Genomic DNA, 13,717 nt, shown 5'->3' on the forward strand with positions numbered 1-13,717 from the left:
CCTGCCCGCCTGGTGTGCCGCCCGTCGGCACACCCCCTCCCCCGCCCCGCCGACCCACGTTGGAATGACCGCATGAGCCCTGCCATCGACGACGACATCCGGCTCCACTTCGAGGTGCAGCGCCTCTACACGCGCGAGGCCCGGCTGCTCGACCAGCACCGCTACGCCGACTGGCTCGAACTGCTGGCCGACGACCTGCACTACTGGGCCCCCGTACGCACCAACCGGCTGCGCCGCCAGCAGAGCCTGGCGGACGGCGCGCCCGGCGAGGTGGCGATCTTCGACGAGACGAAAGCCAGCCTCGCGTGGCGGATCCGCCGTTTCGACTCCGGCATGGCCTGGGCCGAGGACCCGCCGTCCCGAACCCGGCACCTGGTCACCAACGTCTCGGTCCACCAGGACCCGGAGCACGCCGGCCGGTACGTCGCCGAGTCGGCCTTCCTGTGCTACCGCAACCGCCTGGAGCGCGAGGTGGACATCTACGCGGGTGCCCGCACCGACATCCTGCGCCGGAACGCGGACGACGGCGGCCTGCTCATCGCCCGCCGCACGATCCTGCTCGACCAGAACGTCCTGCTCGCCAAGAACATCAGTACCTTCCTGTGAACCGGAGTTCCCAGATGATCGAGCCCATGGAGCACACCGTGCGGACCACGCTCGGCCCGATCGCGGTCGCCGAGGCCGGCGCCGGCCCGGCCCTGGTGATGTTGCACGGCGGCGGCCCCGGTGCCTCCGCCCTCGCCAACTACGCGCACAACCTGCCCGCCCTGGCCGCGCACCATCGGGTGATCCTGCCCGACCAGCCCGGCTTCGGCGGCAGTTACCGCCCCACCGAGGCGGACCTGGACGCGCGCAGCATCACCGAGATCACCGTCGACGCCCTGCTCCAGACCCTCGACGCGCTCGGCGTCGACCGCTTCCACCTGCTCGGCAACAGCCTCGGCGGGGCCGCCGCGATCGCCACCGCCCTGGCCGCGCCCGAGCGGGTCGACAAGCTGGTCCTGATGGCACCCGGCGGCGGCTGGCTGCCCTTCGGCCCGACGCCGACCGAAGGCCAGAAGGCGATGTTCCGCTACTACCACGGCGAGGGCCCGACCCTGAAGAAGATGCGGGACTTCATCGGCGTGATGACCGCCGAGCCCAAGCGGTGGGCGGACACCGTCCAGGCGCGCTACCAGGCGTCCCTCGACGAGTCGCACATCGCCTTCTATCACCGCTACAACGCCGCCTTCGCCAAGCGCCACGGCATGGACCCGCTGTGGCAACGCGTCCACGAGATGCAATCCCCGACCCTGCTGCTGTGGGGGCGCGAGGACCGCACGATCACCCTCGACGGCGCCCAGCTGATGCTGAAGCAGATCCGCGACGTGCAACTGCACGTCTTCGGCGGCTGCGGGCACTGGGTCCAGCTGGAGCGGCAGGCCGAATTCGAGCGCCTGGTCGCCGACTTCCTCGGGCAGGGCTGACCGATGGGCTGGCTGGAGGGCGAGGTCGCCCTGATCACCGGCGGCGGGTCCGGCATCGGCCGCGCCGTGGCCCTGCGCTACCTCGCCGAGGGCGCGAGCGTGGCCGTCCTGGGCCGCGACGCCGAGCAGTTGCACGAGGTCGTGGTCGCCGCCGGCGACCGAGGCGACCGCGTACTGCCCGTCACCGGCGACGTCCGCTCCCCCGAAGACCTGCATCGGGCGGTGAAACTGACCACCGAACGATTCGGCAAACTCGACGTCCTCGTCCCCAACGCCGGAATCTGGGACTACCACCGCAGCGTCACCCAACTCGACGGGGCGGCGTTGTCCGACGCCTTCGACGAGATATTCTCGATCAACGTCAAGGGCTACGTCCTGGCGGTCGAGGCGGCCTGGCGCGAGCTGATCGCCACCCGCGGGAGCATCGTGATGACCCTGTCCAACGCCTCCTTCCACACCAACGGCGGCGGCCCCCTCTACACCGCCAGCAAACACGCGTGCCTGGGCCTGCTCCGCCAGTTCGCCTACGAGCTGGCCCCCAAGGTCCGGGTCAACGGCGTGGCCACCGGCGGCATGCGCACCCAACTGCGCGGCCCCGAGGCGCTGGGCCTGCAGGACCGCACCCTGGCCGCGTCCTTCGCGCGAAACGAGGCGTCCGGCCCGCGGCAACCACCGCCGATCCCGCTGTCCGACTCCAGCGTCGAGCCGGCGGACTTCACCGGGCCGTACGTACTCCTCGCCTCCCGCGGCAACAGCGGCAACATCACCGGCGCCGTGATCCCCGTGGACGGAGGCATCGCCGTCCGCGGATTCCGCACCCCCGCGGGCGGCGCGGACCTCTGAACCCACCGCCACCGCCACCCGAATCGCCCTGATCGAAGGAGCCGACGCGATGGTCGCCGTCGACATCAGCCCGGCCGCCGCCGTGCACCGCAGAGCCCGCTACATGCCCGACGCCACCGCCCTCGTCTACTCGGGCCGCGACCTCGCAGCGAGCGAACTGAGCCGTACGGTCCGCGAGTTGGCCGCCGGGCTGGCCGAGCACGGGCTGCGCCGCGGCGACCGGATCGCCTACCTCGGGTTCAACAGCCCCGCGTTCCTGGAGACCCTGCTCGCCGCCGCCCACCTCGGCGCGGTCTTCGTTCCGGTCAACTTCCGCCTCGCCGCCGACGAGGTCCGCCACCTGCTGACCGACTGCGGCGCGCACTCCCTGGTCGTCGAGGAGTGCCACCGCGAACTGGTCGAGTCGGTGGCCGCCGAACTGCCCGCCCGCCGCCGATTCCTGATCGACACCGATCCCACCTGCCCGCCGGCCGCCGACGCGGACCCCGGCTGGATCCCGCTGTCCGAACTCCTGGCTCCGGGTCGTCCCGCCCTGGAGCCGGTCGCACTGCACGACGACGACCTCGCCGCCCTGATGTACACCTCCGGCACCACCGGACGGCCCAAGGGCGTCATGCTCACCCACGGCAACCTGTGGTGGAACGCGGTCAACGTCGACAGTGTCGTGGACACGCGCCCCGACGACGTCACCCTCGCGGTGGCCCCGCTCTTCCACATCGGCGGCCTCAACGCCCTCACCCTGCGTACCCTGCTGCGCGGCGGCACGGTGATCGTGCGGCGCGGCTTCGACCCCGCGCAGTGCCTGGACGACCTGGTGCGATACCGGGTGAGCACGTTCTTCGCGGTGCCCGCGATGTTCGCCGCGCTGGCCCGGGTGCCCGGCTTCGCCGAGGCCGATCTCGGCGCGCTGCGCTCGACGATCGTGGCCGCCGCGCCCGTACCACCGCAGCTCATCCGGGACTACGCCAAGCGCGGTGTACTGCTCCAACAGGCCTGGGGGTTGACCGAGACGGCGCCCTTCGCCACCTACCTCCCGCCCGGGCTGACGCTGGCGAAGACCGGATCGGCGGGCGCCCCGATGCCCTACACCGAGATCCGTCTGGTCGACCCGGGTACCGGGACGAAGGTGTCGGAGCCCGACACGCGCGGCGAGATCTGCGTACGCGGCCCGAACGTGACGCCGGGCTACTGGAACAACCCGGCGGCGACCCGCGAATCCATCGACGAGGCGGGCTGGTTCCACACCGGGGACATCGCGTACCGGGACCGGGACGGCTTCTACTACATCGTCGACCGACTCAAGGAGATGATCATCAGCGGCGGCGAGAACGTCTACCCCGCCGAGGTCGAGCGGGTCCTGGTGGAATACCCGGGCGTGCTGGAGGTCGCCGTCGTCGGCATCCCGGACCCGAAATGGGGTGAGACCGTCCTCGCCGTCCTCACCTGCGCGCCCGACACCACCCCCACGGTGGAGCAGCTGCGCGAATTCGCCGGCGAGCGGCTGGCCCGCTACAAACTGCCCACCCGCGTCCTGCGCACGAACGAACTGCCGCGCAACGCCAGTGGCAAGCTCACCAAGGACCACCTGCGCCATTGGGCCGAGGAGGCCATCGCCGCCTCCTGAGCCTTCCCGTTCCCCTTCCCGGCCCCCGTTTTCGGCACCGTTTCGGCCGGCCGCATCGACAGGACTCTCGCCATGGTCGCTCCCGCTCTTCCGGTGCCCACCCTCGACGGCTGGACGCTGCGCCGCGTCGCGGGCGCCGCGCCGGGCACCTACACCGCCTGGCACGGCGGCGAACCGCTGACCCGCCTGGAGTTGCGCCGCGTGGCCGGCGACCGGCTGCGGAACTGCTACCCGTACGGCGAGCACGACCTCGCCGTGCGTGTGCACCCCGCGGCACCGCGCGCAACGGTCGTCGCCCTGCTGCGCGCGCTCGTGCCCGCCCTGTTCGCCGCCGATCCACGTTGCCGCCGGGTCGTCGCGGCCCCGGCCGAGAACGACGCGGCGGCGCGGGCGGTGTACGTGGCCGGCGGCCTGCGGCAGGTCGCCGAGGCCGATCTCCCGGAGGGCACGGTGGTGTTGCTCACCGCCGAGCCACCGCAACTCGCCGAACTGCCCACATCCTTGGCCGACATGCCCCACTGACCACCGGCGCCGGCCGGGCGGAATACGCCGAATGAATGAAACATAACGCGCGTTGTGTAACTGGCGGACCATTCTCAGTAGAGTGCCCGTGGTCGGTGAGCACCACCACGCCTGTCGACGGTTGCGGCACATAAGCGCGACTATCAAATATTCCTGTTCAGTTCGTCGTACTCGACAGCGCACCCGCGTATGCAGGCCCCGGGTGCGTGCTTCGGCGCGCGTTCTGTGGCGGTGGAAAATATCGGCGCACCTCCTCCGGGAGCGGACCGCTCGCCGAGCGGACTCACGCCACCCCGACCACAACGCGAAACGCAGCCGCCCAAAGGGCGATGCCTCGTATGGCCGTATGCGGAAAAGCGCGCGCCACGGCCGAAAGGGTTAGGAATATCGCAGATCATTCATCCCTACGGCCCATATCCGCGCCACGGGGGTTCGTCGTTTCCCCGAATGTGACCCTTCACGGACCTGCCGCCTTCGCGTTTCCCTCCACGATCGCCAAGCGATCCTTTCGGCTGGGGGATTGGGTACTCGTCCCGCGTGGGACCACATTCCTCAAACGGTCACCACACGCCCATCTCGAGCGGGCGGGCGAATGTGTGCGACTTCGCCACTGCTCCGCCGACATGGAAAATTTCGCCGTGTCGATGACCTTGATCGCGGCCGCGTTCGCGCGCCGCCTCGACGACATCGTGGACACCCGGCAACCGTGACGCCCCGCGCTTCCTGGGCGACTCCCGCCCAGGCCGCTCACGCACACCGCAACGAGTGAGGCTCATGTACGACGGCTTCGGATACGACCTCTCCCGCTCGCCCACCGTCCCGACTCCGCACGGCGGCGCGCCCCCGCCCCTCGGCCCCGAGGAATGGCCGACGTTCGAGGCGGGCTTTCCGCCCGAAGCTCCCTCCGTGTCCGACGCGGCCGAGGAGCTGCGCTTCGAGGCCGAGTTGGCCCGGCTCCTGGAGCAATCCGCTCCGCAGGCCCCCACGGCGACCACCGGCGGACTTCCCGCACGCGAGAGCGGCCCTCCCGCCGGCCACCGCCGCATCCCGACGTCCACCAAACCGGCCCGGCAACCGGTCACCGGCGCACCGGCATTGGATCGGCTCAGCCACACCATGGTCGTGGCCACCATCGTTCTGGTCATCGCGATCAGCTTCCTCGGCGCGGCCGTCAGCCTGGAACCGCTGAGCCATGCCGCGCCCACCACGACGGGCCCCGCCCGCTGGTGGCCCGTCCTGGTCCACGGCCCGTGGATCGTGGCCTGCCTGTCGATCCTGCGCTCCAGCCTCCACCACCGCAGGGCCGTGCACTCCTGGATCGTGGCCGTCACCTTCGCCGGACTGTCCATGGCGCTCGCCGTCACCGACGCGCCCAAGAATCTCCACGGCATCGTCGCGGCGGCCCTGCCGGCCGTCGCCATGACCGCGTGCCTGCACCAACTCGTCCGGCAGATCACCCTCACCCGACCACCCCGACGAACCAACCGAAGTCCCCGCCGCCACCCCCGCCCCTGACCGACCGCGGCCGGGGCCGGGGCCGAGGCCGGGACCGGCACCCGGTGCTCAGCTGTACTTCGAGGACCCTCGGCTGCTCGCCGACGGCATCTACACCTACGGCCAACCCCGTACCTGCAACCTGACGCACGCCGCCGCGCACGACAAGGCGTTCGTGGACCGGCAGCACCGTTTCGTCAACAACAACGACGTCGTGCCGCGGTTGCCTCCGGAACCCGCGTACCACCACGTGCGGACCATGCACTACATCGACGCCTCCGGCAAGCTCCGCGACTCGATGTCACCGGCCGCCGGCCTCGTCGACCGCGCGAAGGGCGCGACGGCCGACCCCCTGGCGCCCGGCACGGATGGCATTCGCGACCATGGCGTGAAGCAGTACCTCAAGGCGTTGGAGCAGAACCTCGGTTGATCGGCGCGGAGCGCAACCCGGCCGATCGCGCGTCGGCGACGACCGGGTGTGGGCGCGGCGTTCGGGTCGTGGGCGTCGCGCCGCGCCCGTCGGCGGGTCACCGGCGAATGTGCAAAGTGCCCGAAGGAAGGGCCGGCTCGCGTTCGGCCGTGCCGGCTGCCAGGTGGTCCGGTTTCGGGTGGTCCAGGGTTGGTTCGGCGTTGGCGTAGGCGCCCAGGCCGTCGATGGTGACCAGGATGTGCAGGGCCACGCCCAGGGCATCGTTCGTGGTGAACTCGCCCGCGTGGACGCCCTGTTCGATGAATAGGGTGAGGGCGGTGCGGGTTACCGCCTCCTGGCCGGCACCGCGTCGCGCAGGCCGGGTTGAAGCGGCCGGGTCGCACCGGGTTTCCCGGCCGACCTCACAGTGTTCGCGACGAACCCGCTCGACCTCGCGCCCGAGGCCCAGCCCGACAACGCCGTCCTGGCCACCGTCGTCGGCGGCGAGATCCTGCTGTACCCGCACCCTCCGAAGGGACACTCGTGACCGCGACCCCGACCCCCCGCCGGCACATACACACCCTCGCCGACGAACCGCACGCCCGCGGTGTCGACCGGGGCGGGCAGCTGCGGGACGAAATCCCCGCCGCGATCGAGGCGTACGACCGGCTCTTCGCGCTCGGCGGCATCGCCCCCGCGCGGATCCGCGAGGACGCCGAACGTGCCCTCGACACGATCGGGCGATTCCGGCCCGGAGCCCGCGCCGAGATCGAGGGCATCGCCGAGGGCAGCGGCGTCGAACCGTGGCGAATCGGCGCACTCAACGCGCGAACCGAGATCCTGGCCCGCAGCGTGGCCGTACCGCCCGGCGAATGCACCACGATCGTCCACCACGCCCCCGGCCCGGACGGGCTCGCCCCGCGCGTGTTCGGCGTCCAGACGTGGGACTGGCACGTCGAACTGCGCGACCTGTGGCACACCGTGCAGTCACGCGGCGCCGAGCACACCTTCGTGGGCATCACCGAGCACGGCATCCTCGCCAAGATCGGCGTGAACGGCGCGGGACTCGCACTGCACTTCAACATCCTCGGCCACGTCCGCGACGGCGTCGGCGGCATCCCGATGCATGTGCTCGCGGCGACCGTGCTGGGCGAGGCGGGCAGCATCGCCGAGGCGGTCGAGATCATCCGCAGCGCGCCCGTCGCATCGTCCGGGTCGTTCGCGCTGTTCGACGAGTCGGCTGCGGTGCTGCTCGACCTGAGCCCGGTCGGTGTGTTCGAAATGCGGCCGGAAGGTGGGTACTTGCTGCGTACCAATCACTTCCTGACGCCGTTGCCCGCGGCCGACGAGAAGACGTGGCTGTACCAGCCCGATTCCGGGGAGCGGTACGACTTCGTCCGCGCCCGGCTGGCCCACGTCGAACCGTCCCCCACCACGCCGGCGGACCTGGTCCGGCTCCTGGTGACCGGACCGGGCGAGCCGCCGGTGACGTGCGTCCCGGATCCCACCAAGCCACCGGGCGAGCACTGGGCAAGCCTGGCCACCGTCACCCTGGACCCGGCAACCCGCACGGCCCGGGTACTCGACGGCACTCCGGCCGACACGAACACCCGTCCCTGGCGCACGCTCACGGCGCCGTGACGCGATCCCGGCGGCCGGGTCGGTCCGGTCGCCGGTCCGTCGATCGCTCGCCCGGTCCGCCGGTTCGTGCGGAGGATCGCGCAGCACCGATGAGTTTTCGCCACCGGGGCGGTCCACCCGAAGACAACAACGGGTGGATTGACGGAGGAACGTCATGAGGAAGATCAGCGCAAGCGTGTTCGTGTCGCTCGACGGGGTCGTGGAGGCGCCCGACCAGTGGCACTTCCCCTATTTGACGAGGGCGAGACCACCGTCCCGCTGCGCCTGGCCTCGGCCACGGCGCTGGCCAAGGGTGTCCTGCACCTGGTCTACGCTCCCGCCGAGGCCGGTGGCCCGGCCGGCTACGAGGACGCCAAGGTCCACCTGGTCCAGGCCGGGAAGTAGCCCGGGCGCTTGCCCCGATTCCGTCCCGACCAAGACGGCAGTCCCCACCGGGCACCGCGCGCCGTCCCGATCGCGGACGACCTCGGGGCCCGGGTGGGCGGGGGCGCGCGGGCGGGTCAGGACCGTTTGACGGCGACCCCGGCGTACATCGCGATGTCCCGGTCGCGGATCTCGGGGGCGTCCGGGTCGGGGCGCCAGTGGTGGACCAACGTCACGCCGGGGTCGAGGAGTTCATAGCCGTCGAAGAAGGCGACCGCCTCGGCCCGGTCGCGGACCTGGAGGGGGATGCCGCGGGCGTTGTACTCGCGGCTGACCCCGTCCACGCCCACCGGGTCGGTGTCGCCGGTGAAGACGGTCAGCACCAGGTGGCTGCCCGGGGCCAGTCGGTCCATCAGCCGCCGGACGATGCCCTGGGGGTCGTCCGCGTCCCGGACGAAGTGCACGATCGCGACCAGGGACAGGGCCACCGGCTTCGTCAGGTCCAGCACCTCACGCAGTTGCGGCGCCTCGATGATCGAGTCGACGTCGCGCAGGTCGGCGTCGATGTAGCAGGTCCGGCCCTCCTCGGTGCTCGACATCAGGGCCCGGGCGTGGGTCAGCACGATCGGATCGTTGTCGACGTAGGCGACCCGGGCCTCGGGGGCGATCGCCTGGGCGATCTCGTGCACGTTCGGCGAGGTGGGGATGCCGGTGCCGATGTCGAGGAATTGGCGGACCCCGTACTCGGCGGTGAGCCGGCGCACCGCGCGCTGCATGAACGTGCGGGTGGTGCGCATCGAGATCGGCAACGCCGGCCAGGCCTGTACCGACGCCTCGGCGGCCACCCGGTCCGGCTCGAAGTTGGTCTTGCCGCCGATGAGGTAGTCGTAGACCCGAGCCGAGTGCGGGACGTCCAGGCGTAAATCGACCGCGGGCCGATGATCGTCTTGCGGTTCGCGCGCCATCCACTCCGCGTCCGACATGCTTCGCCTCTTTCGTCCGTGTCGTGGGACAACAGCAACTGCCTTGCCGGCAAGCCGTGTTGAGCATGCTACGCACGGGTCGACGGCGGTCGCCGGCGTGGGTCGGGTATCTACCGCGGAAGTTTACGAGGGCCGTTCGGCTACTGCCGGAGTCCCACGTGGTCTCCTCCCGCGGCCTGACGTCCCGCGCGCCTGCCGTCACTAGCCTCGGGCACTGTTCGCACCGCACGTTCCCGCTCGCGACCACATCGAGGAGTAGGCATGATGCAGCCCCCGACACAGGCGGCGCTCGCGTATCCGAAAACGCACTGGGAGGTGGGCGCGCACGGCCTCGGCTGTACCTCGGCCGGCGGTGATTTCATCTGGGACACCCGGTCCGTACAAGTCAGCGGCGCGTTGGCCGGCGCCGCCGGCGATGTGTGCCAGGCCGTCATCTTCACGGCCTACGACCAGGACGACCGGGTGATCGCGGGAGCAACCCGACCCGGACCGGGGAACTACTACTGCGGCGTGACCCGGCACGGCTTCGGTTTCACCCTGGACGCGTCGAGCGTGCCCGGCGGCATCAGGTACGTCGTCGTCGACCTGTGGGAGCGCAACGCCCGCACGGGGCACGCCTATCGGGCCGGTAGTACGTCGTCGGGCCGCCCCTGAGCACTGTTCGTTGCCCCGCTCCCCGCTCCCCCGCTCCTTCACTTCTTGACTCCTTGACTTCTTCACTCCTTGGCGCCGACCGCGTCGATCGGTTCGACGCGGAGCAGGCGGCGAGTCACCGGGGCCACCGCGAGCGGGGCCAGGAGCAGCGCGGCGGCGCTGATTGCCAGGAGCAGTGGGATCGGGATGTACGGGGTGCTCTCGCCGAAGGCGCCCTTGCCGAAGGGGACCAAAGTGATCATCGCGATGGTCAGGCCCAGGGCCAGGCCGATGACGCCGACCAGGGCGGCCTCGCCGCGCAGGACGGCGCGGACCTGGGCCCGGGTGCTGCCGATCATCCGCATCAGGCCGAGTTCACGGCGGCGGGCGAGGGTGGACACGATCATCGTGTTGACCGCGGCGATCGTGGCGAAGCCGGCGAGGATGGTCAGCATCACCTGGTTCGTCCACTTGTTGGTTTCCCGATCCCGGTCGCGTCCGGCGGCGTAGCCGGCGCGGTCGGTGACGCGCGTGTCGGGGTGCTGCCGGGTCGTCGTGGCGAGCGCGGCGTCCACGGCGGCGGGGTCGGCGCCGGCGGCGAAGCGGACGAGCAGGCGGCCGTCCAATGCGGCGTCGACGTGGTGTTCCACGGCGGCGCGCGGCAGGGTGACGGCGGCGGTACCGAGGCCCCGGTCGTAGGTGGCCACGAGGATCGGCTTGATCCGGGTGCCGTCGCCCAGGCGCAGGTCGACGGGCTTGCCGACGCGGGCCTTGACGGTGTCGGCGGTGATCCTGTCCATCGCGACCGCGCCGCCCGGCGGCTGTACCGCGCCGGGGCGCAGCGCGTCGATGCCGCCCTTGCGCACGCCGAGGTCGAGGACTCGGGCGAGGTCGGTGTCGGTGCCGCCGACGGCCTGGGTGGTGAACCTTTCCAGTCGGTCCGACGTGGACATGACCACGCTGGTGGTCAGGATCGAGGTGACCGCGTCGACCCCGGGGACGCGGGCGAGGTCGCCGGCGGCGCGGGCCGGGAAGCCGGGTCCGGTGACCACCCGGTCGGCGGTCAGCGCGGCCGTGGACTGCTGCTCGCTGTAGTGGTCCTGGGCGGCGAACATGAACATCAGCGTGCTCGCGAAGGCGACGGTGAGGGTGATCGGGGTGATCGCCGAGGCGAGCCGCCGCGAGTTGGTGCGGGCGTTGTCGAAGGCGAGATGACCGGGAGCGCCGAACAGGCGCAGGACGACGCCCGTGACGTGCACGAACAGGTGGGCCAGGAGCGGGCCGAGCAGGCCGACGCCGAGCATGAACAACATGATCACGCCGCTGGCCGCGGCGACCGCCTGATCGCCGCCGACCTTCATCGCGAGGCCGGAGAGCACACCGCCGCCGGCGAGCGCGACGAGGCCGAGGACGAGTCGGAACCAACCGACCCGGGCCCGCTCGAGGCCGGCCTCCCCCAGTGCCTCGGTGGGCCTGGTCCGGGCACTGGCCCGCGCGGCCAGGAGTCCGGCGAGGACGGCGGACACGACACCCGCGCCGACCGCGACGAGCATCGGGATCGGGCCGACGGAGAGGGTCACTCCCGGTTCGACCATGCCCCGCTCGCTCATCCGGTCGAACCACCAGCGGGCGAGCAGGACACCCGGCAGCAGACCGGCCAGGCCGGCGAGCAGCGCGACGAACGCGGTCTCCGTGGCGATCGTGCGGCGGATCTGCCACGGCGTGGCGCCGACCGCGCGCAGGAGCGCGAAGTCGCGGCGGCGCTGGGCCACGGACAGCGAGGTGGCGCCGGCGACGACGAAGATCGCGACCATTGCGACCACGCCGCCGAAGGAGGTGCCGACGCCGATCAGCATCTCCGTGGTGTCGCCCAGGCGCGGCTGGGCGACCTCGCCGCGCCCGTCGCCGGTGCGGACCTTGACGTCGGCGTCCCTGAGCGCCTCGCGCAGGTCGCCGGCGACCTTGCCGGTGGCAGCGCCGTCGGCGAGGAGTACGCCGAACGCGGTGACCCGACCGGGGTTTCCGGCCAGGCGCGGCGCCTCGGTGTCGGCGACGTAGAGCCGGGCCCCCTGGCCCGGGAGCACGGCGGCGATCCGCAGCGCGGTCTCGCCGGAGGGTGTGGTCAGCCGCAGTGTGCCGCCGACGCCGGCGCCGCTGCCGGCCCGGGCGGCGGCCTCGGTGGTCAGCACGACCTCGCCCGCGCGCGGCGCCGTGCCGCCCGGCGGGGTGCCGGCCAGGCGGGCGGCGGACCACGGGTGGGCGTCGAATACGGCGGTGGGGGTCTGCGCGGGGAAGGTGAGGTCGGGCAGGACGGCGGCGACGCCCGGGACCGCGGCGATGCGCGGGGCCAGGCCGGCGTCGATCCGGGCGCGCTCGGGCAGGGCGACCGTGGATTCCTTCTTGTCGTCGCCGCCGCCGAAGCTCTTGTGCACGCTGTTCTGGCCCGCGACCACGATCGGGGTGTCGGTGTAGCGGCCGGCCGGCACGTGCGCGCGCAGGCCGGTCTCCAGGAAGATTCCGCACATCGTCACGAGCATCGCGGCGAACAGCAGGGCGACGAACGAACCGGCGAAGGACGCGGGTCGAAACCGCACGGAGGTGCGGGCGAGTCCGTTGGTGCGCGGCATCAGGCGGCCCGCCCCCGCGCGTGCGCCGGCTGGGACAGGGCGACCATGCGGGCCGCGACCGCCTCGGGGGTGGGCGCGTGCAGGTGACCGGCGAGCCGGCCGGCGGCGAGGAAGACGACGCGGTCGGCGTAGGAGGCGGCGACCGGGTCGTGGGTGACCATCACGACGGTGGCGCCGGTGTCGTCGACGGCCCGGCGCAGCAGCGCGAGTACGTCGGCGGCCGTGGTGGTGTCGAGCGCGCCGGTGGGTTCGTCGGCGAAGAGCACGTCGGGTCGGGTGACCAGGGCCCGGGCGATCGCGACGCGCTGCTGCTGGCCGCCGGAGAGTTGCGCGGGGCGGCGGCGGGCGTGCTCGTGCAGGCCGACCAGGGACAGTACCTCGGCGGCGCGGCGCAGGTCGGCGGCTTCGCCGGCCAGGCGCAGCGGGAGCAGTACGTTCTTCTCCACGGTCAGCGAGGGAAGCAGGTTGAACGCCTGGAAGACGAAGCCGAGTCGGGTCCGGCGCAGCCGGGTGAGTTGGTTCTCGTTCATCGTGGTGAGGTCGTCGTCGCCGAGCAGTACGCGGCCTGCGTCCGGCTTGTCGAGGCCGGCGGCGCAGTGCAGGAAGGTGCTCTTGCCGGATCCGGAGGGGCCCATCACGGCGGTGAAGGTGCCCTTGGGGATGTCGAGGTCGATGCCGGCCAGGGCGTGTACGGCTTCCGGGCCGCGGCCGTATGCCTTGGTGACGCCGTCGAGTCGGACGGCGGGGGTGGGGGCTTCGGGGGCCGCTTGGTGGGGGAATCGGCCGGGTCCGGACGACCGGTCCCATTCGCTCGGGCGCGGGGTCGCGACGGGTGCCGCGTTCACCGCGCTCGCCCGTCGTTTGCCGCGTTTGCCTCGCCCGAACATGGTGCCTCCCAATGGATCCGACCTGCGCGAAAATCGACAGCCACGAGGCCTTGCGATCCGCTGGTGGCCGGTAGGTGCGACCGCGCCGGTGCGGCGGGGTCGACGTGGAGTCGGGGCACCGATCGGCCCGGCCGATTGCCCCCACTCCCACTTCCTCAACTCTCGCAGGGCGTTCGGGGCGGACCGTCGTACGGCGGGACGAGAATTCCGGGCGGGGGCCGTACT

Annotated in this window: 14 protein-coding genes and 2 pseudogenes; 12 read left to right on the top strand and 4 right to left on the bottom strand. The window is 71.9% G+C overall.

Features of this window, described 5'->3' with window-relative positions:
- Nucleotides 1–72 precede the first annotated feature (72 nt).
- The 8 genes and pseudogenes from ABIA38_RS11850 (at nt 73) to ABIA38_RS11885 (ending at nt 6,379) form a co-directional block, all read left to right on the top strand.
- Entirely contained in the window at nt 73–606 is a 534-nt protein-coding gene (locus tag ABIA38_RS11850; RefSeq protein WP_424638500.1) for a 3-phenylpropionate/cinnamic acid dioxygenase subunit beta, read from the top strand.
- Between the two features lie 14 nt (nt 607–620).
- Nucleotides 621–1,466 (top strand): alpha/beta fold hydrolase, encoded by an 846-nt coding sequence (locus tag ABIA38_RS11855; RefSeq protein ID WP_424638501.1) that lies wholly within the window; start codon nt 621–623, stop codon nt 1,464–1,466.
- Between the two features lie 3 nt (nt 1,467–1,469).
- On the top strand, nt 1,470–2,309 hold the full coding sequence (gene hcaB / locus ABIA38_RS11860; RefSeq protein ID WP_424638502.1) for a 3-(cis-5,6-dihydroxycyclohexa-1,3-dien-1-yl)propanoate dehydrogenase: 840 nt from the start codon (nt 1,470–1,472) through the stop codon (nt 2,307–2,309).
- Nucleotides 2,310–2,358: 49 nt separating this feature from the next.
- Entirely contained in the window at nt 2,359–3,933 is a 1,575-nt protein-coding gene (locus tag ABIA38_RS11865) for an acyl-CoA synthetase (protein WP_424638503.1), read from the top strand.
- A gap of 72 nt (nt 3,934–4,005) precedes the next feature.
- On the top strand, nt 4,006–4,455 hold the full coding sequence (locus ABIA38_RS11870; RefSeq protein ID WP_424638504.1) for a GNAT family N-acetyltransferase: 450 nt from the start codon (nt 4,006–4,008) through the stop codon (nt 4,453–4,455).
- Between the two features lie 774 nt (nt 4,456–5,229).
- Nucleotides 5,230–5,970: a hypothetical protein gene (locus tag ABIA38_RS11875; RefSeq protein ID WP_424638505.1), complete on the top strand. Its 741-nt coding sequence runs from the start codon at nt 5,230–5,232 to the stop codon at nt 5,968–5,970.
- An 88-nt stretch (nt 5,971–6,058) separates the two neighbouring features.
- A pseudogene (locus tag ABIA38_RS11880) lies at nt 6,059–6,172 on the top strand (lipase family protein); the annotation flags it as partial.
- 36 nt (nt 6,173–6,208) lie between these two features.
- Complete coding sequence (locus tag ABIA38_RS11885) at nt 6,209–6,379, top strand: hypothetical protein (protein ID WP_424638506.1); 171 nt, start codon at nt 6,209–6,211, stop codon at nt 6,377–6,379.
- 97 nt (nt 6,380–6,476) lie between these two features.
- Here the strand turns inward: ABIA38_RS11885 and ABIA38_RS11890 are convergent, their stop codons facing one another.
- Complete coding sequence (locus ABIA38_RS11890; RefSeq protein ID WP_424638507.1) at nt 6,477–6,884, bottom strand: hypothetical protein; 408 nt, start codon at nt 6,882–6,884, stop codon at nt 6,477–6,479.
- A gap of 17 nt (nt 6,885–6,901) precedes the next feature.
- Here ABIA38_RS11890 and ABIA38_RS11895 point away from each other — a divergent pair, with 17 nt between their 5' ends.
- The 3 genes and pseudogenes from ABIA38_RS11895 to ABIA38_RS11905 all read left to right on the top strand — a co-directional run bounded on the left by ABIA38_RS11895 (nt 6,902) and on the right by ABIA38_RS11905 (nt 8,383).
- Nucleotides 6,902–7,999 carry a C45 family autoproteolytic acyltransferase/hydolase gene (locus ABIA38_RS11895; RefSeq protein ID WP_424638508.1) on the top strand — a complete coding sequence of 366 codons (1,098 nt, stop codon included), beginning with the start codon at nt 6,902–6,904 and terminating at the stop codon, nt 7,997–7,999.
- A gap of 154 nt (nt 8,000–8,153) precedes the next feature.
- Nucleotides 8,154–8,231 (top strand): annotated as a pseudogene (locus ABIA38_RS11900) (dihydrofolate reductase family protein); the annotation flags it as partial.
- On the top strand, nt 8,216–8,383 hold the full coding sequence (locus tag ABIA38_RS11905; RefSeq protein ID WP_424638735.1) for a hypothetical protein: 168 nt from the start codon (nt 8,216–8,218) through the stop codon (nt 8,381–8,383). The pseudogene ABIA38_RS11900 and the gene ABIA38_RS11905, both read left to right, overlap by 16 nt.
- A gap of 116 nt (nt 8,384–8,499) precedes the next feature.
- Here the strand turns inward: ABIA38_RS11905 and ABIA38_RS11910 are convergent, their stop codons facing one another.
- Nucleotides 8,500–9,345 (bottom strand): SAM-dependent methyltransferase, encoded by an 846-nt coding sequence (locus tag ABIA38_RS11910; protein ID WP_424638509.1) that lies wholly within the window; start codon nt 9,343–9,345, stop codon nt 8,500–8,502.
- Nucleotides 9,346–9,606: 261 nt separating this feature from the next.
- Between ABIA38_RS11910 and ABIA38_RS11915 the strand changes: the two genes are divergently transcribed.
- Nucleotides 9,607–9,999, top strand: coding sequence for a hypothetical protein (locus ABIA38_RS11915; protein WP_424638510.1), 393 nt, complete (start codon nt 9,607–9,609; stop codon nt 9,997–9,999).
- 62 nt (nt 10,000–10,061) lie between these two features.
- On the opposite strand, the gene ABIA38_RS11920 is transcribed toward ABIA38_RS11915, so the two are convergent.
- A complete protein-coding gene (locus ABIA38_RS11920) occupies nt 10,062–12,605 on the bottom strand; it encodes an ABC transporter permease (protein ID WP_424638511.1) in 2,544 nt (847 codons plus the stop codon).
- The gene (locus ABIA38_RS11925; RefSeq protein WP_424638512.1) at nt 12,605–13,492 is read right to left on the bottom strand and encodes an ABC transporter ATP-binding protein; all 888 of its coding nucleotides are present in this window, start codon (nt 13,490–13,492) and stop codon (nt 12,605–12,607) included. The genes ABIA38_RS11920 and ABIA38_RS11925 overlap by 1 nt, the downstream gene beginning before the upstream one ends.
- Between the last annotated feature and the right edge of the window lie 225 nt (nt 13,493–13,717).

The sequence above is a fragment of the Embleya sp. AB8 genome (assembly GCF_049739465.1).
Lineage (GTDB): Bacteria > Actinomycetota > Actinomycetes > Streptomycetales > Streptomycetaceae > Embleya.

Excerpts from the sequence above, each read along its gene's own strand:
- ABIA38_RS11850 (WP_424638500.1), top strand. The coding sequence starts at position 73 with ATGAGCCCTGCCATCGACGACGACATCCGGCTCCACTTCGAGGTGCAG.
- ABIA38_RS11855 (WP_424638501.1), top strand. The coding sequence starts at position 621 with ATGATCGAGCCCATGGAGCACACCGTGCGGACCACGCTCGGCCCGATC.
- hcaB (WP_424638502.1), top strand. The coding sequence starts at position 1,470 with ATGGGCTGGCTGGAGGGCGAGGTCGCCCTGATCACCGGCGGCGGGTCC.
- ABIA38_RS11865 (WP_424638503.1), top strand. The coding sequence starts at position 2,359 with ATGGTCGCCGTCGACATCAGCCCGGCCGCCGCCGTGCACCGCAGAGCC.
- ABIA38_RS11870 (WP_424638504.1), top strand. The coding sequence starts at position 4,006 with ATGGTCGCTCCCGCTCTTCCGGTGCCCACCCTCGACGGCTGGACGCTG.
- ABIA38_RS11875 (WP_424638505.1), top strand. The coding sequence starts at position 5,230 with ATGTACGACGGCTTCGGATACGACCTCTCCCGCTCGCCCACCGTCCCG.
- ABIA38_RS11885 (WP_424638506.1), top strand. The coding sequence starts at position 6,209 with ATGCACTACATCGACGCCTCCGGCAAGCTCCGCGACTCGATGTCACCG.
- ABIA38_RS11910 (WP_424638509.1), bottom strand. The coding sequence starts at position 9,345 with ATGTCGGACGCGGAGTGGATGGCGCGCGAACCGCAAGACGATCATCGG.
- ABIA38_RS11915 (WP_424638510.1), top strand. The coding sequence starts at position 9,607 with ATGATGCAGCCCCCGACACAGGCGGCGCTCGCGTATCCGAAAACGCAC.
- ABIA38_RS11920 (WP_424638511.1), bottom strand. The coding sequence starts at position 12,605 with ATGCCGCGCACCAACGGACTCGCCCGCACCTCCGTGCGGTTTCGACCC.
- ABIA38_RS11925 (WP_424638512.1), bottom strand. The coding sequence starts at position 13,492 with ATGTTCGGGCGAGGCAAACGCGGCAAACGACGGGCGAGCGCGGTGAAC.